The 19,438-nt window shown below is 73.2% G+C and carries 15 protein-coding genes and 1 riboswitch; of the genes, 4 read left to right on the top strand and 11 right to left on the bottom strand.

Annotated features, from left to right (window positions below; translation table 11 throughout):
- Positions 1-190 precede the first annotated feature (190 nt).
- Entirely contained in the window at positions 191-1,030 is an 840-nt protein-coding gene (locus tag AC1Z4A_RS24925) for a sulfurtransferase (protein WP_483682088.1), read from the bottom strand.
- A 267-nt stretch (positions 1,031-1,297) separates the two neighbouring features.
- Here AC1Z4A_RS24925 and AC1Z4A_RS24920 point away from each other — a divergent pair, with 267 nt between their 5' ends.
- Positions 1,298-2,095, top strand: a complete 798-nt coding sequence (locus tag AC1Z4A_RS24920) for a VOC family protein (RefSeq protein ID WP_483682087.1) — start codon at positions 1,298-1,300, stop codon at positions 2,093-2,095.
- Between the two features lie 22 nt (positions 2,096-2,117).
- On the opposite strand, the gene AC1Z4A_RS24915 is transcribed toward AC1Z4A_RS24920, so the two are convergent.
- The 4 genes from AC1Z4A_RS24915 to AC1Z4A_RS24900 form a co-directional block, all read right to left on the bottom strand.
- Positions 2,118-2,777 carry a thymidine kinase gene (locus AC1Z4A_RS24915; protein WP_483682086.1) on the bottom strand — a complete coding sequence of 220 codons (660 nt, stop codon included), beginning with the start codon at positions 2,775-2,777 and terminating at the stop codon, positions 2,118-2,120.
- Positions 2,778-2,864: 87 nt separating this feature from the next.
- The gene (locus AC1Z4A_RS24910) at positions 2,865-4,073 is read right to left on the bottom strand and encodes an alkaline phosphatase family protein (RefSeq protein WP_483682085.1); all 1,209 of its coding nucleotides are present in this window, start codon (positions 4,071-4,073) and stop codon (positions 2,865-2,867) included.
- On the bottom strand, positions 4,073-4,660 hold the full coding sequence (locus AC1Z4A_RS24905) for a DUF5998 family protein (protein ID WP_483682084.1): 588 nt from the start codon (positions 4,658-4,660) through the stop codon (positions 4,073-4,075). The genes AC1Z4A_RS24910 and AC1Z4A_RS24905 overlap by 1 nt, the downstream gene beginning before the upstream one ends.
- Before the next feature lie 96 nt (positions 4,661-4,756).
- The gene (locus tag AC1Z4A_RS24900; protein WP_483682083.1) at positions 4,757-7,726 is read right to left on the bottom strand and encodes a bifunctional acetate--CoA ligase family protein/GNAT family N-acetyltransferase; all 2,970 of its coding nucleotides are present in this window, start codon (positions 7,724-7,726) and stop codon (positions 4,757-4,759) included.
- A gap of 152 nt (positions 7,727-7,878) precedes the next feature.
- Between AC1Z4A_RS24900 and AC1Z4A_RS24895 the strand changes: the two genes are divergently transcribed.
- The gene (locus tag AC1Z4A_RS24895) at positions 7,879-8,160 is read left to right on the top strand and encodes an HPr family phosphocarrier protein (RefSeq protein ID WP_483682082.1); all 282 of its coding nucleotides are present in this window, start codon (positions 7,879-7,881) and stop codon (positions 8,158-8,160) included.
- 268 nt (positions 8,161-8,428) lie between these two features.
- Here AC1Z4A_RS24895 and AC1Z4A_RS24890 read toward each other — a convergent pair whose 3' ends face one another.
- From AC1Z4A_RS24890 to AC1Z4A_RS24875, 4 genes are all read right to left on the bottom strand, one after another.
- The gene (locus AC1Z4A_RS24890; RefSeq protein WP_483682081.1) at positions 8,429-9,130 is read right to left on the bottom strand and encodes a GntR family transcriptional regulator; all 702 of its coding nucleotides are present in this window, start codon (positions 9,128-9,130) and stop codon (positions 8,429-8,431) included.
- Between the two features lie 204 nt (positions 9,131-9,334).
- On the bottom strand, positions 9,335-10,138 hold the full coding sequence (locus tag AC1Z4A_RS24885) for a M23 family metallopeptidase (RefSeq protein WP_483682080.1): 804 nt from the start codon (positions 10,136-10,138) through the stop codon (positions 9,335-9,337).
- A gap of 13 nt (positions 10,139-10,151) precedes the next feature.
- Positions 10,152-10,304, bottom strand: a riboswitch (cyclic di-AMP (ydaO/yuaA leader).
- A 215-nt stretch (positions 10,305-10,519) separates the two neighbouring features.
- On the bottom strand, positions 10,520-11,887 hold the full coding sequence (locus AC1Z4A_RS24880; protein ID WP_483683715.1) for a M16 family metallopeptidase: 1,368 nt from the start codon (positions 11,885-11,887) through the stop codon (positions 10,520-10,522).
- A 44-nt stretch (positions 11,888-11,931) separates the two neighbouring features.
- Positions 11,932-13,350: a M16 family metallopeptidase gene (locus AC1Z4A_RS24875; protein WP_483683714.1), complete on the bottom strand. Its 1,419-nt coding sequence runs from the start codon at positions 13,348-13,350 to the stop codon at positions 11,932-11,934.
- A 248-nt stretch (positions 13,351-13,598) separates the two neighbouring features.
- On the opposite strand from AC1Z4A_RS24875, the gene AC1Z4A_RS24870 reads away from it, so the two are divergent.
- Positions 13,599-16,058 carry a DNA gyrase/topoisomerase IV subunit A gene (locus AC1Z4A_RS24870; protein WP_483682079.1) on the top strand — a complete coding sequence of 820 codons (2,460 nt, stop codon included), beginning with the start codon at positions 13,599-13,601 and terminating at the stop codon, positions 16,056-16,058.
- Positions 16,059-16,077: 19 nt separating this feature from the next.
- On the opposite strand, the gene AC1Z4A_RS24865 is transcribed toward AC1Z4A_RS24870, so the two are convergent.
- Positions 16,078-17,142: a CobW family GTP-binding protein gene (locus tag AC1Z4A_RS24865; protein ID WP_483682078.1), complete on the bottom strand. Its 1,065-nt coding sequence runs from the start codon at positions 17,140-17,142 to the stop codon at positions 16,078-16,080.
- 203 nt (positions 17,143-17,345) lie between these two features.
- On the opposite strand from AC1Z4A_RS24865, the gene AC1Z4A_RS24860 reads away from it, so the two are divergent.
- Complete coding sequence (locus AC1Z4A_RS24860; RefSeq protein WP_483682077.1) at positions 17,346-18,251, top strand: sucrase ferredoxin; 906 nt, start codon at positions 17,346-17,348, stop codon at positions 18,249-18,251.
- A 31-nt stretch (positions 18,252-18,282) separates the two neighbouring features.
- Here AC1Z4A_RS24860 and AC1Z4A_RS24855 read toward each other — a convergent pair whose 3' ends face one another.
- A complete protein-coding gene (locus AC1Z4A_RS24855; protein WP_483682076.1) occupies positions 18,283-19,335 on the bottom strand; it encodes an ABC transporter substrate-binding protein in 1,053 nt (350 codons plus the stop codon).
- Between the last annotated feature and the right edge of the window lie 103 nt (positions 19,336-19,438).

Raw genomic sequence — 19,438 nt, 5'->3', positions numbered from 1 at the left:
GATATGCGGCTCCGCCGCAGGGCGGGGGCTCCGCCCCCGGACCCCCGGTCCTCAAACTCCCCCAGCTACCTCCCCCAGCTACCGCTGGGGGTGCCCCCAGGAGGTGCCCCCAGACGGGCTGGAAATCCAGCCCGTCCGGCGTTTGAGGACTTTCGGGAAGGGGCGGGGTGGGGAAAAGAACCCCCGGTCCTCAGCCCGGCAGCGCCCCCGTCGCCACCGGGCGCGCCGGGTCCGACGACCACTCGCTCCACGAGCCCGCGTACAGCGCCGCCGGGATGCCCGCCACCGCCAGTGCCAGCACCTCGTGCGCGCCGGAGACGCCCGAGCCGCAGTAGACGCCCACCTCCGTGCCGTCCACCGCGCCGAGGCCCGCGAAGCGGGCGGCGAGTTCCGACGGGGAGCGGAAGCGGCCGTCCTCCATCACGTTCTCGGTCGTGGGGGCCGACACCGCACCGGGAATGTGGCCCGCGACCGGGTCGATCGGCTCCACTTCGCCCCGGTACCGCTCCCCCGCCCGCGCGTCGAGCAGCACGCCCCGGCGCGCCAGCGCAGCCGCGCCGTCCGCGTCGAGGAGCGGCAGCGCACCCGGCGACGGCACGAAGTCACCCTCCGTAGGAGGGGCGGAGGGCCCGGTCACCAGCCGTCCGCCGCTCGCGGTCCACGCGGCGAGCCCGCCGTCGAGCACCCGTACGTCCGGGTGCCCCGCCCAGCGCAGCAGCCACCAGGCGCGGGCCGCGGCCCAGCCCTGCCCGCCGTCGTGGACGACGACCGCGCGGTCCGCGCTCACGCCCGCACGACGCATGGCGGCGCCGAACACGGCGAGGTCCGGCAGCGGGTGACGGCCTCTCTTCCCGGCAGGCCCGGCCAGTTCGGTCTCCAGGTCGACGTAGACCGCGCCGGGGAGGTGCCCGGCCTCGTACTCCGGCCGTCCGGGCGGGCCCCCGAGCTGCCAGCGGATGTCCAGCAGGGCCGGGGGCCGCTCGCCCGCCGACTCCTTCGCCCATTCCGTTGCGGTGATGATGGCGTCCATGCCCCCATCCTGGCGTAGTCGGCGTTGCGCCGGACGGCACCCTGGCCAGACGCCTCGATGCTGATCGATACTGGACCGCGACGACGCGGACACCGAAGCGGAACGCGAATTCGGGCATTCTCCTGCGGGAACGCACAACGCCCGGCGCGGCCGGGGGGCGTGTCACCTCCGGTGGTGCAAACATCTGCTCAGACACGTCCCGTACCACCCCGCGCGCGACCGGAGCGGGGCGCGTGGCCACCACGATGGTCCGAGGAGAGGCTGACGATGACCGAGGTATGGGGATCCTCCGAGCCGACCGAGGAGGAGGCCCGGCCGCAGACGCCGGGCACCCCTTGCTGGACCAGTCTCCTGGTGCACGACCTGGAGGCGATCACGGAGTTCTACAGCAGCCTGTTCGGCTGGTCCTTCTACAGCCCCGGGCCGCGCCAGCTGGGCCCGTACGTCCGTGCCGCGCTCGACGGCCACGACGTGGCCGGCATCGGGGAGCTGCCGCCCGACCGTCAACTGGCCAACGCCTGGACCACCTATCTGGCGAGCGACGACGCGGACGTGTGCGCGGACTGGATCCACTGCTCGGGCGGCACGGTGGGAGTGGGTCCGCTGGCGGCCGAGAATGCGGGGCGGCTCGTCCTCGCCTCCGACCCGGCGGGTGCGCTCTTCGGGGTCTGGCAGGGGCAGAAGTTGACGAGTCCTCAGTTGAGCGGCGCGCCCGGCACGCCGGTCTGGCACGAGCTGGTGACCCACGAGGCCGCCACCGTACTGAAGTTCTACCGCGCTTTGTTCGGGTACGACGCCAAGGCGGCCGGTGCGGTGGACTCGGACGCGCTCACGCTGTACGTGGACGGGCATCCGGTCGCCGCGATCAAGGGGGTCGGGCCCGAGCTGCGGAACCCGCACTGGATGACGTACTTCGAGGCCGCGGACGTCGACGCGGCGGCCCGGCGGGTGGCCGAGCTGGGCGGCCGGGTCGTGACCGCCCCGCACGAGACGGCCACCGGGCGGACGGCCACGGTGGCGGACCCGCAGGGAGCCGTCTTCGCCCTGCGGCGGACGGCGCGCTAGCCGGACCGGCGCACCGTTCCGGTCAGCCGGATTCCTCGGCGTCCACGGGCAGTACGTCCGGGGAGAGCGCGGCCGCCCGGGCCGCGGCCGCCGTCAGCCGGCGGCGGTGGTGGCGCCGGCACAGCACCTCGTAACCGACCACGGTCTCCGGCTGGTTGACGTCGCCGACGACGACCTGCTCGCCCTCCACGACCATCTGCCCGCCGATCGTACGGGCGTTGTGGGTGGCCCGCGCCCCGCACCAGCACAGCGCCTCGACCTGGAGCACCTCTATGCGGTCGGCGAGTTCGACGAGCCGCCGGGAGCCGGGGAAGAGCCGGGTGCGGAAGTCGGTGGTGATGCCGAAGGCGAAGACGTCGAGTTCGAGGTCGTCGACGATCCGGGCCAGCTGGTCTATCTGCTCCGGCGCCAGGAACTGGGCCTCGTCGCAGATCACATAGTCCGCGCGGCCGCCCGCCGAGAGGTGCGCGACGAGGTGCGCGTAGAAGTCGAACCCCTCCCCCGCCTCGACGGAGTCGGTCACCAGGCCCAGCCGGGAGGAGAGCTTGCCCTCGCCCGCGCGGTCGTTGCGGGTGAAGATCATGCCTTGCAGACCGCGGGCCGAGCGGTTGTGCTCGATCTGCAGAGCCAGTGTGCTCTTTCCGCAGTCCATGGTTCCGGAGAAGAACACCAGCTCGGGCATGGGAAGGCCAATGCCTTTCGTTTCTAGATCAGTCGACGTAGATCAGTCGACGGGGAGGTGGGGGCGGAGCGGGGGGGCGAGGGCGCGTCAGGTGCGCACTTCGAGGAGCGGCACCAGCTGCTCGACGGGCGTCATGGAGCCGTGGAGGCCGACCATCGTCGATTCGTTGGGCTCGGTCTCCGTGGCGACGATCGCCACGTCGTCGCGGGCCGCGGCCACGACGTCGCCGATCCGCCCGTACACCCGGTCGTCGACGCCCACGCCGGGCGGGCCGAACCAGCCCGCCTCGATCGCCTCGTCGCGCCCGGCGACCCACATCTGCTCCCCGAGCACCTCGCGCCACACGGCGAGCACGTCGTCGGCGGCACCGGGCACGGCGTAGACGTGCCGGGCGCGGGCCTCGCCGCCGAGGAGCGCCACGCCCGCGCGCAGCTCCCAGTCCTCGTCGAAGTCGATGCGCGACTCCGGGTCGAAGGGGATGTCGATCATGCCGTGGTCGGCGGTGACGTACAGCGCGGAGCGCGGCGGGAGCTGCTCGGCCAGGCGCTGGGCGAGCAGGTCGACGTACATCAGCTGGCCGCGCCACTCCTCGGAGTCGACGCCGAAGCGGTGGCCCTTGCCGTCCACCTCGCTGTAGTAGGTGTAGACGAGCGAGCGGTCGGCGGCGCCGAGCCGCTCGGCGGCCAGGTCCATCCGGTCCTCGCCGGAGAGCCGGCCGTGGAAGGTGCCGCCGCTCAGCGCGATCTGCGTGAGCGGGGTGTGCTGGAAGTCGGGGGCGGAGACCTGGCAGGTGGCGATGCCCGCCGCGTCCGCCAGCCGGAAGACGGTGGGGTACGGCTGCCAGACCTGCGGGTCGGTCCACGGCCGCCAGCGCAGCTGGTTCATCAGCTGCCCGGTGGCCGGGTCGGCGACCGTGTAGCCGGGCAGGCCGTGGGCGCCCGGCGGCAGGCCGGTGCCGACCGAGGCCAGGGAGGTGGCGGTGGTGGACGGGAAGCCCGCGGTCATGGGCCGACCGGTGCCGTTCATGGACGTCGGCAGCAGCGAGTGCAGGAACGGGGCCTCGGCCGGGTGGGCGCGCAGCAGCTCCCAGCCCAGGCCGTCGATCAGGAAGACGCACACCCGGTCGGCGGGCTCCAGCTCCATGGCGGAGGACAGCCCGGGGACGCCGAGGCCCGCGGCCACGGTGGGCAGCAGGTCGGCGAGCGACCCGGTGCCGTAGCGGGGCAGCGGCGCGGAGCGGGGGTCGAGCGGGGCCGGCTCGGGCCAGGCGTGGCCCGCCGCGGTGGGATGGGACATCAGCGGGCGGTCGCCACGGTCGCTTCGGAGAGTGCCTGGGCGAAGGCGAGGGCCTGCCGGACGGTGTCCGGGCCGTCACCGGCCTCGCTGACCCGCAGGCTCAGGTCGTCGGCGGTGGAGGAGCCGGTGTAGCCGTGGTCGGCGTCGCAGTTGGGGTCGCCGCAGGCGGCGGGCTCCAGGTCGATGCGGGAGACCGCGCCCCAGCCGATGGTGAGGACGACCTCGCGGGGCAGGGTGCCCGGGGTGTACGCCTCGGGGTTGGCGACGACCCGGCTGAGCACGACCGAGGAGATGCGGTCGAGCTTGACCGACTCGGTGGAGGTGGTCGCGTACGGCGAGGGGGAGGTGTTGTCGGCGGCCTGCTCGTCGGTGTGGCTGACGATGAATCGGGTGCCGGTGAGGACGAGGACCGTGACGTGGCGGCGGACCTCGTTCGAGTCGAAGGTCGTCTCCTGGTGGACCAGGTACGACACGACCGGCTCCCCGCCCACGGCGGCCTCCACCGCCTCGGCCACGAGAGCCGGGTAGTAGCCGCTGCGCTCGATGGCCGCTCGCAGCCCCTGGGTCGTCGTACCGGTCTTCGCCATACCCACCATCCTACGGGGCGTACGGAGCCCTGTTGCCGGGGCCGTCCGGCCGGGAGACCGGACTCGGCGGGTCCGGGCCCCTCTGTCCGGGCCCCTCTAGTAGAGGGGCAGGCTGCGCGGGCCGAGGTCGGTGCGGGCCGGGGGCGGGGCCAGGCGGATGGACGCGCCGAGGACGTGCACGCCGTGCGGGGCGACGATCACCGGCTCCAGGTCGGCGCCCACGACCTCGGGGTGGTCGTCGACCAGCCGGGACACGCGCAGCAGCAACTCCTCCAGGGCCGGGGTGTCGACGGGCGTGGAGCCCCGCCAGCCGAAGAGCAGGGGGGCGGTGCGGACCGAGCGGATCAGGTCGGACACGTCCCGGTCGGTGGCCGGGATCAGGCGGTGGGCGGTGTCGCCGAGGAGCAGGGAGGGCGCGCCCGCCAGCCCGAAGGAGAGCACGGCGCCCGCCGCGGGGTCGATCGCGGCCCGGACGACCGTGTCGACGCCGCGCGGGGCCATCGACTGCACGACGAGCCGGGTCTCCTCGGGCTTGCCGAGCAGCTCGGTCAACTCGGCGTAGGCCCGGCGCAGTTCCGCCTCTCCGCCGAGGTCGAGCCGGACGCCGCCTAGGTCGGCGCGGTGCCGCAGGTGGGGGGCGGTGGGCTTGAGCGCGACGGGGAAGCCGAGCCGGCCGGCGGCCCGGACGGCACTGTCGGCGTCGGGTGCGGGCAGCGCGGGCAGCGCGGCGATCCCGTACCGGGCGAGGAGGCGCTGGGTGTCGGCGGCGGACAGGGTGACGGCCCGGGGCGCGGCGCCGCCGGGCGCCGGGGCGTGCGCGCCGTGCGCCTCGAGCAGCACGTCGATGTCGGCGGCGGCGCCCGCCTCGTCGATGTCCTCGTACTCGGGCACCTTGCCGGGCTCGGCGGCCTGGCGGCGCCACTGCGCGTACCGGACGGCCTGGGCGAGCGCGCGCACGGCCCGCTCGGCGGCGGGGTAGGCGGGTATGCGGACGGCGGGCTCGCCCGCGGAGGGGGCGGCGGGGCCGGTGCGGTCGTGCGGCGGGAGGGCCGGGGGCTGTCCGGCGGGCCGGGGCGGGTCCTGCGGTGTCTGGTGCGGTGGATCGCAAGGCGGAGCATCACCCGCGTACTGGGCGTACTCGGGTGATGCGACAACGCGGCGAGGCGCCGTGCCAGGCGCCGCAGGACCCGTGTCGGCCCGCCGGACAGCCCCCAGGGCCTCGGCGAGGCCGGGGATCTCCAGGTGGACGACGACCACGGGCTTGGCGTTGCGGGAGCGGGCGACGGCGTCGCGGAGGGCGTTCGCGAGGTCCGCGGCGGAGGCGTCGCCGACCCAGGGGATGGCGGTGACGACGACGGCGTCGCTCGCCCGGTCGGCGAGGGCCTCGGCGAGGGCGGCGCGGAAGTCCTCCGGCGCCGCGGCCGTGGTCAGGTCGTGCGGGGGCAGGGGGCGGAGCCCGTCCGTGAGGCAGGCGTCGTAGGTGAGGAGGGCGAGGGACTCGGAGTTGCCGAGGATGGCCACGCGCGGGCCGGCGGGCGGCGGCTGGGTGGCGAGGAGCAGCCCGGCGTCGCCCAGCTCGGTGACCGTGTCGACGCGGATGACGCCGGCCTGGCGCATCAGGTCGGTGACGGTGGCGTCGGGGATCCGCGTGGTCGGGACGGCGTGCCCGGTGGGCGCGGCGACGGCGCCGTGCCGGGCGCCCTTGACCACGACCAGCGGCTTGCGCGCCGCCGTCCGGCGGGCAAGGCGGGTGAACTTGCGCGGGTTGCCGATCGACTCCAGGTACATCAGGGCGACGTCGGTGTCCGGGTCGTCGTGCCAGTACTGGAGGAAGTCGTTGCCGGAGAGGTCGGCGCGGTTGCCCGCGGAGACGAAGGTGGAGACGCCGGCCAGCCCGGCCGCGCGGCGGTGCAGGCCGCCCAGCAGGGCGATGCCGATCGCGCCGGACTGGCTGAACAGGCCGATCCGCCCGGCGGTGGGCAGCTCGGGGGCCAGGGAGGCGTTGAGCCGGACGCCGGGGGCGGTGTTGACGAGGCCGAAGGCGTTCGGCCCGATGACGCGCATGCCGTAGGAGCGGGCCTGGCGGACCAGCTCGCGCTGGCGGTCACGGCCGTCCGGCCCGCTCTCGGCGTACCCGGCGGAGAGGACGACCAGGCCCTGGACGCCGTGCTCGCCGCAGTCGGCGACCACCGACGGCACCTGCCCGGCGGGCACGGCGACGACGGCGAGGTCGACGGTGTCCGGGATGTCCAGGACGGAGCGGTGGGCGGGCACACCCTCCGGCTCCAGCACCGAAGCCCCTTCGGGAAAGGCGCGGTTGACCGCGTAGGTGCGCCCGGTGAAGCCGCCCGCGAGGATATTGCGGAGCACGGTGCGGCCCATGCCGCCGGGCTCACGGCCGGTGCCGACGACGGCGACGGAGCCGGGGGCGAGGAGGCGCCGGACGGAGCGGGCCTCGGCGCGCTGCTCGCGGGCGCGCTGGACGGCGAGGGAGCGGTCGGTGGGTTCGAGGTCGAGTTCGAGGCGGACGACGCCGTCCTCGAAGCTGCGCTTCTGGGTGTACCCGGCGTCCGTGAAGACTTTGATCATCTTTGTGTTGGCGGGCAGCACCTCGGCCGCGAAGCGGCGGATCGACCGCTCGCGCGCGACGGCCGCGATGTGCTCGAGGAGGGCCGAGGCGACGCCCCGGCCCTGGTGTGCGTCCTGGACGAGGAAGGCGACCTCGGCCTCGTCGGCGGGTGCGGAGGCGGGCAGGCCGCGGGCGTCGATGCGGTCGTAGCGGACGGTGGCGATGAACTCGCCGCCGACCGTGGCCGCCAGGCCCACGCGGTCGACGTAGTCGTGGTGGGTGAAGCGGTGCACGTCCCGGTCGGACAGCCGGGGGTAGGGGGCGAAGAAGCGGTAGTACTTGGACTCGTCCGAGACCTGCTCGTAGAAGCTGACCAGGCGCCGCGCGTCGTCGGGGGTGATGGGACGGATCTGTGCCGTGCCGCCGTCGCGCAGCACGACGTCGGCTTCCCAGTGGGCCGGGTACACATGCTCGGACTGCTCGGACGGCGTCTGCATGGGGCCAGGGTAAGGCCGGGCACCGACAGGGCGGCCTGGGCCGTCCGGCTCCCGTGGGGGCTGGATCTCCCAGGGCCGGGACCGGGCACGGGCATCGCGCACCGCGTGCCACAATGGTCTAGACAACCGCTTTCGATTCGAAGGGCAACACCATGGTTGAGCGCCGCGTAAACGTCGGCTGGGCCGAGGGCCTGCACGCCCGGCCTGCGTCGATCTTCGTCCGTGCGGCGACCGCCGCCGGCGTCCCCATGACGATCGCCAAGGCGGACGGCACCCCCGTCAACGCCGCCTCCATGCTCGCCGTGCTGGGCCTGGGCGCCCAGGGTGGCGAGGAGATCGTCCTCGCCAGTGAGGCGGAGGGTGCCGAGGCCGCGCTCGACCGGCTTGCCAAGCTCGTCGCCGAGGGGCTCGAGGAGCTTCCGGAGACCGTCTGATCCACCGGGCCCGCCTCTGACACAGGCCCGCGCTCGCTCCGGCGGGCCGAAGGATCCGCGGCGGGGCCGCGGCGGCTGACAGGTGCCGCCGCGGCCCTCTTGCGTTTCGCTCCGCGTTCCCGCCGCGCGGCATCGCGGATTACCCGCGTCATCCGCGCCCGTATGCGCAATTGCGCGTGCCGTGCGCGGCACCGCTGCCGCGCACGGCACGCCGACCGGAAACCGCCACGATTTCCCGGCCTATTTCCCCAGTAATAGCGGCGCGTTGTTAAGAGCGAAAACCGGCGGTGTTTACAGCGTGTTTCGGGTGGTCCGCCCGGCGCATCCGGTAGGTGCCGGGCGAGCGCCCGGCGCGCACCGCGGCGAGGGCGCGCGCCCGCTCCGCGTCCCGGCGGGCCACGGCGTCCACGAGCGCCCCGCACGTCTCCCAGTCCGCCACCGGGTGCAGCGGCGCCTCGGGCGCGTACACCCAGGCGATCTTGCGGCGCAGCTGGGTGAGCAGCGTGGCGAGGCTGGGGCTGCCGGAGGCCTGGGCGAGGGTCTCGTCGAACCAGTCGCCCAGGGGGCGCAGATCGCCCGTGCGGCCCGTGCGGGCCCGGTCCCGGCCCAGCCGGACCAGCCCGCGCAGGACCTTGAGGTGGGCGTCGGTGCGCCGCTGCGCGGCCCGCGCGGCGCCCAGCGGCTCCAGCAGGGCGCGAACGTCGAGCAGGTCGGCGGCCTCCTGCTCGGAGGGCTCCGCCACGCAGGCGCCGGCGTGCCGGCGGGTGGTCACGAAGCCCTCGGAGGCCAGGGTGCGCAGGGCCTCGCGGACGGGCACCCGGGAGACGCCGTAGCGGCGGGCGAGGAGTTCCTCGACGAGCCGGCTGCCGGGCGGGAAGACGCCGGAGACGATGTCGTCGCGAATCGCCGTGCACACGGCGTGCGTGGAAATCCGGCCGCCCTCACGCCTGTCTTCGCCCTCGCCGTTCACGCACGCGACTCTATGGCAAACTCCGGGAATTTCCGACGGCGCCTTATGGCCAAGGATATTTTCCGGCCAATGCGGCTGCCGGGCCGCTGGATATGAGCCGCCATCGGACAAGCCTGAGCCCGTACCGGACACGGACCGACGGAAAGGACCCCGGCCGGGGCCGGGGTCCTTCGCAAGCTCGTGTGCGGCTCCGCCGCGCGCCGGCTACAGGTCGACGCCGTGCGAGCGCAGGTAGGCGACCGGGTCGATGTCGGAGCCGTAGGTGGGGGCCGTGCGGGCCTCGAAGTGCAGGTGCGGGCCGGTGACGTTGCCGGTGGCGCCGGAGAGGCCGATCTGCTGGCCGGGGGTGACCGACTGGCCGACGGACACGTCGATCGACGACAGGTGGCCGTACTGGGTGTAGGTGCCGTCGTTCATCTTGATGACGACGTTGTTGCCGTACGCGCCGCCCCAGCCGGCCTCGACAATGGTGCCCATGCCCACGGCGTGCACGGAGGTGCCCGACTCGGCGTGGAAGTCGACGCCGGTGTGGCTGCCGGAGGACCACAGGCCGCTGGAGGCCTTGTAGCCGGTGGAGACGTAGGAGCCGTCGATCGGCATCACGAAGGTGTTGAGGCGCTTGCGCTCGGCCTCGCGGGCGGCGCGCTCCTTGGCGGCGCGCTCCTCCTCGATCTTGCGCTTGGCCTCTTCGGCGCGCTGCTTGGCGTCGGCGGCCTTCTGCCGGGCGGAGACCTCGGCCTGGTGGCGGGCGGCGGCCTCGTCGGCGGCGCTGCGCTGGGTCTCGGCCTGGGCGTCGACGTTGTCGGCCATGACGTCACCGATGACGATGGCCTGGTTGAGGCCGGTGTCCTCGGGGCGGTGGGTGTCGTCGGAGGCGGCGAAGGCCGGGGCGGCGACTCCGGCGACGACGCCGGCGGCCGTGAGGGTGGCTATGCCCGCCACGTTGGCGCCCACGCGAACGGCGCGGCCCGGACGACGGTGTTTCCCGGTGGGACGGGTGAACGACATGGCTGTCGCTATCCTTTCCTTCCTTCTCGCCTACCGGGTTAGCTGACGGGTTCGGAGCAGGAAGGTCTCCTACGGCTCCCTCGTGAAAGGGGGCCGATTCACCCCAGGGGACGTGTGGGTCCCCGGCTCCCCTTGCTCGCGCTCGGGGACTCGGCGATGACTGCCCGGGGCCGCGGTTGCGGCTCCGATCTGACGGACAGCCGCCCTGACGCTAATCCGCGTCAGATTCGAACGGCAAACAGAACGCAGCTTTTATGACGTACGCCACACGACCAACACGCAACCACTGCCTGAAATTGGACATAAGGGAGGCGCGTGGGACTCGGTGAGCCCACGCGCCTCCCTGGTGCGCCGGGGTACGGCTGCCGGCTTGAGCAGCCGTCAGGCCGTGACGACCGTCACGGGGCCGATGCCCAGCGCCTTGACCGGCTCCGTGATCTCGGCCGCGTCGCCGACGAGGACGGTGACCAGGCGGTCGGCCGGGAAGGCGCTCACGACGGCCGCGGTGGCCTCCACCGTGCCCGTCTCCGCGAGGCGTTCGTACAGCCGCGCCTGGAAGTCGTCCGCCAGGTGCTGCTCGACCTGGTCCGCCAGCGTGCCCGCGACGGCCGCCGCCGTCTCGTACTTCAGCGGGGCGACCCCGACCAGGTTCTGCACGGCCACGTCGCGCTCGGCCTCGGTGAGGCCCTCGGCGGCGAGCGTGCGCAGGACCGTCCAGAGGTCCTCCAGCGCCGGCCCGGTGTTGGGGGTGTCCACGGAGCCGCTGATGGCGAGCAGCGCGGTGCCCGTGCCCTCGGGGCCGGAGCGCAGCACCTGGCCGAAGGAGCGGACGCCGTAGGTGTAGCCCTTCTCCTCGCGCAGGACCTTGTCCAGACGGGACGTCAGGGTGCCGCCGAGGCAGTAGGTGCCGAGCACCTGGGCGGGCCAGACGCTGTCGTGCCGGTCCGGTCCGGTGCGGCCGATGAGCAGCTGGGTCTGGACCGCGCCGGGCCGGTCCACGATGACGACGCGGCCGGTGTCGTCGCCGCCGACCGCCGGCACGGGCCGGGGCTCGGCGGGGGCGCCCGTCCAGGCGCCCAGGGTGTCGGCCAGGACCTGGTCGAGGTCGATGCCGGTGAAGTCGCCGACGACCACCGCGGTCGCGGTGGCGGGGCGGACGTGCGCCTCGTAGAAGGCCCGCACGGCGGCGGCGTCGATGCGCTCGACGGTCTCCTCGGTGCCCTGCCGGGGACGGGACATCCGGGAGTCGGCCGGGAACAGCTCGGCGGACAGGGCCACGGCCGCGCGCCGGGCGGGGTTGGCCAGCTCGTGCGGGATCTCGTCCAGGCGGTTGCGGACGAGGCGCTCGATCTCGTCGTCCGGGAACGCGGGGGCGCGCAGGGCGTCCGCGAGCAGGCCGAGGGCCTTGGCCAGCCGGGAGGCGGGGACCTCCAGGGAGAGGCGGACGCCGGGGTGGTCGGCGTGCGCGTCGAGAGTGGCGCCGCAGCGCTCCAGCTCGGCGGTGAAGTCCTCCGCGCTGAGCTTGTCGGTGCCCTCCGAGAAGGCGCGCGCCATGATCGTCGCCACGCCGTCCAGGCCCTCGGGCTCGGCGTCCAGCGGGGCGTCCAGGCTGACCTCGACCGCGATGACCTGCTGGCCGGGGCGGTGGCAGCGGAGCAGGGTGAGGCCGTTGGACAGCTGCCCGCGCCCGGGGGCGGGGAAAGCCCAGGGGGTCGGCAGGCCGGGCTGGGGCTGGGGGTGGAATTCCATCGAGGGGCCTGCGGTCTCCGTGGTGCTCGGGGCTACGGCGTCGTTCACTGGGCCGTCTCCTCTTCCTCGTTCGTCTCGGCGGCGGTGGGGGCTCCGGTGCCCTCGGCATCGGTGTCCTCGGCGCCGTGGACGGCCTCGGCCTCCTCGGCCACGCCGTCGGCCGGCCCGGGCGTCGGCTCGTAGACCAGCACCGCGCGGTTGGCCGGGTGCAGCCGGGCCTTGGCGACCGCCTGCACCTCCTCGGGCGTGACCTCCAGGGCGCGGTCGACGGCCGTGAGGGCCAGCTTGGGGTCGCCGAACAGCACGGCGAAGCGGCACAGTTCGTCCGCCCGGCCGCTGACGGTGGCGAGCCGGTCCAGCCACTCGCGCTCCAGCTGGGCCTGGGCGCGCTCCATCTCCTGCGCGGTGGGCCCCTCGACGGCGAAGCGGGCCAGCTCCTCGTCCACGGCGGCCTCGATGGCGGGCACCTCGACGCCCCCGGACGCCTTGACGTCCAGCCAGCCGAGCGAGGGGGCGCCCGCGAGGCGCAGCAGGCCGAAGCCGGCCGCGACAGCGGTGCGGTCGTGGCGGACCAGGCGGTTGTGGAGGCGGGAGGACTCGCCGCCGCCGAGGATGGTGAGGGCCAGGTCGGCCGCGTCGGCCTCACGGGTGCCGTCGTGCGGGAGGCGGTAGGCGGCCATCAGCGCGCGGGAGGGCACCTCCTCGCGCACGACCTCGCGCAGCTCCTCGCCGAGGGTGTCGGGCAGCGAGCCGTCGCGCGGGGGCTGCTTGCCGTCGTGCGACGGGATGGAGCCGAAGTACTTCCCGATCCAGGCGAGCGTCTGCTCGGTGTCGATGTCGCCGACGACCGTGAGAACGGCGTTGCCGGGGGCGTAGTACGTGCGGAAGAAGGCGCGCGCGTCCTCCAGGGAGGCGGCGTCCAGGTCGGCCATCGAGCCGATCGGGGTGTGGTGGTACGGGTGGCCGTCGGGGTAGGCCATGCCGGTCAGCTTCTCGAACGCGGTGCCGTAGGGCACGTTGTCGTACCGCTGGCGGCGCTCGTTCTTCACGACGTCGCGCTGGTTCTCCATGGACTCGTCGTCGAGCGCGGTGAGCAGCGAGCCCATCCGGTCGGCTTCCAGCCACAGGGCCAGCTCCACCTGGTGGGCGGGCATGGTCTCGAAGTAGTTGGTGCGCTCGAAGCTGGTGGTGCCGTTGAGCGAGCCGCCCGCGCCCTGCACCAGCTCGAAGTGGCCGTTGCCCTTGACCTGGGCCGAGCCCTGGAACATCAGGTGCTCGAAGAGGTGGGCGAGGCCGGTGCGGCCCTTGACCTCGTGGCGTGAGCCGACGTCGTACCAGAGGCAGACAGCCGCGACGGGAGTCAGGTGGTCCTCGGAGAGCACCACTCGCAGACCGTTGGCCAGGCGGTGCTCGGTCACTGTCAGGCCGCCGGAACCGGCCTGTTGCATGGCCGTGTGTCCCATGGGCATGTACGTCCCTTCGATCGCTGGAGATCTCGCGGTGCCTCGCGACGACGCGCGTGATGAACAGTCGTGATGAACAGTGCTGTCACTGTATGCAAGCGCACTGACGTCTGGCGAAGTTCCCGGGCCGGTTTCGCGACCTGCGCGGGGCCCCCGGACGGGTCGCGGTCGGCGTTGTCGGTGGGGCGGGCCACAATGGTCGGCGTCAGTACCCGCCCCGGCAACCGATCGAAGGAGCCGCAGCCGCGATGGCCCGCCGCAGCACGAAGACCCCGCCGCCGGAAGAGTTCGAGGAGCGCATCCTCGACATCGACGTCGTCGACGAGATGCAGGGCTCCTTCCTCGAGTACGCCTACTCCGTCATCTACTCCCGCGCCCTGCCCGACGCCCGCGACGGCCTCAAGCCCGTCCAGCGGCGCATCCTGCACCAGATGAACGAGATGGGCCTGCGCCCCGACAAGGGCTATGTGAAGTGCGCCCGGGTCGTCGGCGAGGTGATGGGCAAGCTCCACCCGCACGGCGACGCCTCGATCTACGACGCCCTGGTGCGCATGGCGCAGCCCTTCTCGATGCGCCTGCCGCTGGTGGACGGGCACGGCAACTTCGGCTCGCTGGGCAATGACGACCCGCCCGCGGCCATGCGGTACACCGAGGCCCGGATGGCGGCGCCGACGTCGCTGATGACCGAGTCGATCGACGAGGACACGGTCGACTTCACGCCGAACTACGACGGCAGCGAGCAGGAGCCGGTGGCCCTCCCCGCCGCCTATCCGAACTTGCTGGTCAACGGCGCCTCCGGGATCGCGGTCGGCATGGCGACGAACATGCCGCCGCACAACCTCGGCGAGGTGGTCGCCGCCGCCCGGCACCTGATCCGGCACCCGGGCGCCGACCTCGAGACCCTGATGAAGTACATCCCGGGCCCCGACCTGCCCACGGGCGGCCGGATCGTCGGCCTGGGCGGGATCCGGGACGCTTACGAGACCGGCCGCGGCACTTTCAGGATCCGCGCGACGGTGTCCGTGGAGAACGTATCCACCCGCCGCAAGGGCCTGGTGGTGACCGAGCTGCCGTTCACGGTGGGCCCGGAGAAGGTCATCTCCAAGATCAAGGACCTGGTCGGCTCGAAGAAGCTCCAGGGCATCGCCGATGTGAAGGACCTCACCGACCGCGCCCACGGCCTGCGCCTGGTCATCGAGGTCAAGAACGGCTTCAACCCCGAGGCCGTGCTCGAGCAGCTCTACAAGCTGACGCCGATGGAGGAGTCCTTCGGCATCAACAACGTCGCGCTGGTCGACGGCCAGCCGCTGACGCTGGGCCTGAAGGAGCTGCTGGAGGTCTACGTCGACCACCGCTTCGAGGTGGTGCGGCGCCGCAGCGAGTTCCGGCGCGGCAAGCGGCGCGACCGGCTGCACCTGGTCGAGGGTCTGCTGGTGGCGCTCGTCGACATCGACGAGGTCATCCGAATCATTCGATCGAGTGAGAACGCAGCGGAGGCGAAAGCTTCACTCGTCGAGCGCTTCTCGCTGTCCGAGGTGCAGACGCAGTACATCCTCGACACCCCGCTGCGCCGCCTGACGAAGTTCGACCGGATCGAGCTGGAGGCGGAGCGGGACAAGCTCACGGCGGAGATCGCGGAGCTGACCAGGATCCTCGAGTCCGACGCCGAGCTGCGCAAGCTCGTCTCGGCAGAGCTGGCCGACGTGGCGAAGAAGTTCGGCACCGACCGGCGCACGGTGCTGCTGGAGTCGGCGGGCGCCCCGGCGACGGCGGTGCCGCTCCAGGTCGCGGACGACCCGTGCCGGGTGCTGCTCTCCTCCACGGGGCTGCTGGCCCGTACGGCCACGGGCGAGCCGTCCCCGCCCGGCGCGGGCGAGGCCAAGCGCGTCAAGCACGACGCGATCGTCTCGGCGGTGCCGGCCACGGCCCTCGGCGAGGTGGGCGTGGTGACCTCGGCCGGGCGGCTGCTGCGGCTGCGGGTGATCGACCTGCCGCAGCTGCCGGAGACGGTGGCCGCGCCGAACCTGTCGGGCGGCGCCCCGGTCGCGGAGTTCCTCTCGCTGGAGGAGGGCGAGCGGGTGGTCTGCCTGACGACGCTGGACGAGTCCTCGCCGGGCCTGGCGATCGGCACGGAGCAGGGCGTCGTCAAGCGCGTGGTCCCCGACTACCCCGCCAACAAGGACGAGCTGGAGGTCATCTCCCTCAAGGACGGCGACCGTATCGTCGGCGCGGTCGAGCTGCGCACGGGCGAGGAGGACCTGGTCTTCATCACGGACGACGCCCAGCTGCTGCGCTACCCGGCCGCGCAGGTCCGCCCGCAGGGCCGGCCCGCGGGCGGCATGGCGGGCATCAAGCTGTCGTCCGGCGCGAAGGTCATCTCGTTCACGGCCGTCGACCCCGCGGAGGACGCGGCGGTGTTCACGGTCGCCGGGGCCCGGGGCGGGCTGCCCGGCACCGAGTCCGCGGGCACGGCGAAGCTCACGCCGTTCGACCAGTACCCGCGCAAGGGCCGGGCGACGGGCGGCGTGCGCTGCCAGCGCTTCCTCAAGGGCGAGGACTGCCTGGTGCTCGCCTGGGCGGGAGCGGTCCCGGCCCGGGCCGCCGCCGCCAACGGCGCCCCCGTCGAGCTGCCGGACGCCGACCCGCGCCGCGACGGCTCGGGCACGCCGCTGGCGAAGCCGGTGGCCGTGGTGGCGGGGCCGGTGTAGGACGCAGGACCGCGCAGGCTCAGGCCTGCGCGTACCGCAGGACGCCCCACATGCTGTCGGCGGTGGCGTCCTGCGGTGCGAAGTCCCGGCAGGCCTCGAGCCCGTCCCGCAGGGCCCGGGCGTCGATCCCGCTGCCGATCATGACGAGCTGGGTGGCGCGCCGATCGGAGCGCGCCCACGGCGAGCGGTAGAAGCGCAGGAAGTCGCCGACCGCGTGCAGGGTGAACTTGTCCCGGTGCCCGGCGACGCCGAAGTGGACGAAGCCCTTGATGCGGTAGAGCCCCTTGGGCCTGCTGTCCAGGAAGTCCATCAGCCGGCGCGGGTTCATGGGCTCGTCGGAGGTGAACTCGACGCTGTCGTAGGCGGCGTGCAGATGGCCGTGGTGACCGTGGCCGTGGTCATGGCCGTGGTCATGGTCTTCGTCGGCGTCCGCCCGGCAGAGGTCCTCGAAGGACAGCTGGCGTATCGCCTCCAGGTGGTCCTCGCGCAGCTTGCGGTCGAAGAGCAGCTCCGGGTCGACCCGCCCGTACGACGCCGGGACGACGGGCGTGCCGGGCGCGAGTTCCGCGAGGGTCTCCAGCAGGCTCTCGCGGGCGTCGTCGGCGATCCGGTCGGCCTTGTTGAGGACCACGAGGTCGGCGATGCCCACGTGCCGGTCGATCTCCGGGTGCCGGGCGCGCGTCTCGGGGAACTCCGCCGCGTCGACCACCTCGACCAGCCCGCCGTAGACGACGCTGGCGTTGTCGCTGGCCAGGATCATCCGGATGATCTCCTGCGGCTCCGCCAGCCCGCTGGCCTCGATGACGATGACGTCGATGCGGGCCGCCGGGCGGGCCAGCCGGTCCAGGAAGCCGTCCAGCTCGCTGGTGTCCACGGCGCAGCACAGGCAGCCGTTGCCCAGCGAGACCATGGAGTCGACCTGTCCGGCGACGCTCATGGCATCGATCTCGATCTTGCCGAAGTCGTTGACGATCGCCCCGATCCGGCTGCCTCCGCTCCTGCCGAGCAGATGGTTGAGCAGGGTCGTCTTGCCGGATCCGAGAAAGCCCGCGAGCACGATGACCGGGATCTGTCGTTTGGCCAAGGGGGCGCCTCCATCGTCTCCGTCGTCAGTCTGCGCCGTCGGTCTCCGCCGTCGGCCGGAAGCGGGTGGACGACTGCCGGGGCCCTCCCGCCCGGTCCAGGATATGGGCGCGCTCCGACCACGCCCGGACGGTGTGCGATTGTCCTACGAGACGGCCGGTTCCGGCGTGCTGCACGGGGCGGGGTCAGGTTAGGCTCACCTATGTGAGTACGTGCGCGACCGCCTCCCGACTGTTGACCGAGCCCCTGGCCGGCACCGCCGCGACCGCGCGGACGTGGCTGCTGATCGAGCAGCCCGGCCCGTGGGGGGCCGACGCCCTCGCCTCCAGCCACCTCGACCCCGGCGTGGGCCGCGCCCTGGACACGGCCGCCGCGGGCACCGGGGTGCGGATCGCCCTCATCCGCCGCCCCGGCCGGCACGCCGACTGCCACGAGCCGGGCAGCCGGCGGATCTTCGCCGCCCACACCGCCCCCGGCCGCTCCTGGATCCGTACGACCCGGACGGCCGATCCGGCCTCGCTGCCGGAGCTGGACTTCGCGGCGCTGGGGGCCGGTGAGCACGGCGGCCTGTGGGACGCATACGACGGCGACCCGCTGGCCATGGTGTGCACCAACGGCAAGCGCGACCGCTGCTGTGCCCTGCTCGGCCGCCCGCTGGCCGCGGAGCTGGCCGCCTCGGGCGGCACCGAGGTCTGGGAGGTCACCCACATAGGTGGTCATCGCTTCGCGCCGACGCTGTTCGTCCTGCCGTACGGCTACGCGTACGGGCGGGCCACCGCGCAGGCGGTGAAGGAGGCGCTGGAAGCGGCGCGCGAGGGCCGGATCGCGACCGGCAACTGCCGCGGCCGGTCGGCCTGGGACCGCCCGGGGCAGGCCGCCGAGCTGGCCGTCCGCGCCCTCACCGGCGAGGAGGGCGCGGACGCGCTGGACGTGACGGCGACCGCGGGCGCGGCCCCCCGCTGGAGCGTGACCGTCTCCCACACCGACGGCCGCTCCTGGCGGGTGGAGGTCGAGCAGGGCAGGGCGGAGCCGCCCCGCCCCGAGAGCTGCGGCAGGGCGCTCGGCACGCCCGCCCGCATGGACGTCGTGGCCCTCACACGCCTGCCGTGAGGCGGCCGACCGTCGTCGCCGGTCCGGCCGGTCAGCCGGACTTCTTGACGAACTCGGTGGTGTAGGTCTTCTCCAGGTCCACCGAGGCGTTCTTCAGGGTGGGGTTGAAGGACTTGAGGACGTCGAGGACGGTCTTCGGGCCGTCCGCGGGCATCACGCCGTCCTTGGTGAACATCGGCAGCGTGCTCTCGATGGACTGCACGTAGAGGTCCTTGCCGCCCTTCGCGTAGTCCTCGGGCATCTTGGCCGCGATCTCCTGGGGCGAGTGCTCCGACATCCACTTCAGGGTCTTGACCATGGCGTTGGCAAGCTTCTGCACGGTTTCCCGGTGGCTGTCGACCCAGCTGCTGCTCATGTAGAGGCTCGACGAGGGGTAGAGCCCGCCGAGCGCCGCTCTGGAGCCCTCGGGGGTGCGCATGTCGACGAGCACCTTGCCCGCGCCCTTGTCGACGATCTGGGCGGCGGTCGGGTCCGTGGTCATGCCGGCGTCGATCGACCCCTGCTGGAGGGCGGAGATGAAGGTCTGGCCCGCGCCGACGGCCACCGGGGTGACGTCGCCGACCTGCACTCCGTTCTTCACCGCCAGGTACTTCGTCAGGAAGTCGGTGGACGAGCCCAGCCCGGTGATCCCGAGCTTCTTGCCCTTGAAGTCCTTGGGCGAGGCGATGTCCCCGGCCGCCTGCTTGGAGACGACCTCGACCTCGCCCGGCGTCTGCGCCAGCTGGACCACGGACTCCAGCTGCTTGCCCTTGGCCTGGATGTCGAGCGTGTGGTCGTAGAAGCCGACCACGCCCTGCACGTCCCCGGCGATGAGGGAGGTGGTGGCCTGCACGCCCGCGGGCTCGCTGAGGAGCTTGACGTTGACGCCTTCCTCCTGGAAGTAGCCGAGCTGCTGGGTGAGGATCGCCGGGAGGTAGATGACCTTGTCGAGGCCACCCACCATGATCTTCACGGTCTCGCCGTTGAGCGCCTCGTTGCGGGCGCTGGTGGCTTGCTTGCCGGACGAGTCGTCGGCGCAGCCGGAGAGGGCGAGGCACATCGCCCCCGCGGCGGCCGTCGCGGTGATCTTGGCGAAGGTATGCATGGTCCGTTCCTTACATTCGGTCCCCAAGTCGGGGGTGTCGGGGGGGGGAGTCAGTGGGTGCCGGAAGGAGTTGGCAGGTGTTGGCGGGCGACGCTCGGGCGAT

The sequence above is a fragment of the Streptomyces sp. 17_S59 genome, from assembly GCF_056930295.1.
Note: the sequence above shows the minus strand (reverse complement) of the source record. Positions and strands in the feature narration are given on the sequence as shown.

Coding starts and splice junctions, on each gene's coding strand:
- AC1Z4A_RS24870 (WP_483682079.1), top strand. CDS start 13,599: ATGGCCCGCCGCAGCACGAAGACCCCGCCGCCGGAAGAGTTCGAGGAG.
- AC1Z4A_RS24875 (WP_483683714.1), bottom strand. CDS start 13,350: ATGGGACACACGGCCATGCAACAGGCCGGTTCCGGCGGCCTGACAGTG.
- AC1Z4A_RS24920 (WP_483682087.1), top strand. CDS start 1,298: ATGACCGAGGTATGGGGATCCTCCGAGCCGACCGAGGAGGAGGCCCGG.
- AC1Z4A_RS24925 (WP_483682088.1), bottom strand. CDS start 1,030: ATGGACGCCATCATCACCGCAACGGAATGGGCGAAGGAGTCGGCGGGC.
- AC1Z4A_RS24885 (WP_483682080.1), bottom strand. CDS start 10,138: ATGTCGTTCACCCGTCCCACCGGGAAACACCGTCGTCCGGGCCGCGCC.
- AC1Z4A_RS24905 (WP_483682084.1), bottom strand. CDS start 4,660: ATGGCGAAGACCGGTACGACGACCCAGGGGCTGCGAGCGGCCATCGAG.
- AC1Z4A_RS24900 (WP_483682083.1), bottom strand. CDS start 7,726: ATGCAGACGCCGTCCGAGCAGTCCGAGCATGTGTACCCGGCCCACTGG.
- AC1Z4A_RS24855 (WP_483682076.1), bottom strand. CDS start 19,335: ATGCATACCTTCGCCAAGATCACCGCGACGGCCGCCGCGGGGGCGATG.
- AC1Z4A_RS24880 (WP_483683715.1), bottom strand. CDS start 11,887: ATGGAATTCCACCCCCAGCCCCAGCCCGGCCTGCCGACCCCCTGGGCT.
- AC1Z4A_RS24915 (WP_483682086.1), bottom strand. CDS start 2,777: ATGCCCGAGCTGGTGTTCTTCTCCGGAACCATGGACTGCGGAAAGAGC.
- AC1Z4A_RS24910 (WP_483682085.1), bottom strand. CDS start 4,073: ATGTCCCATCCCACCGCGGCGGGCCACGCCTGGCCCGAGCCGGCCCCG.
- AC1Z4A_RS24895 (WP_483682082.1), top strand. CDS start 7,879: ATGGTTGAGCGCCGCGTAAACGTCGGCTGGGCCGAGGGCCTGCACGCC.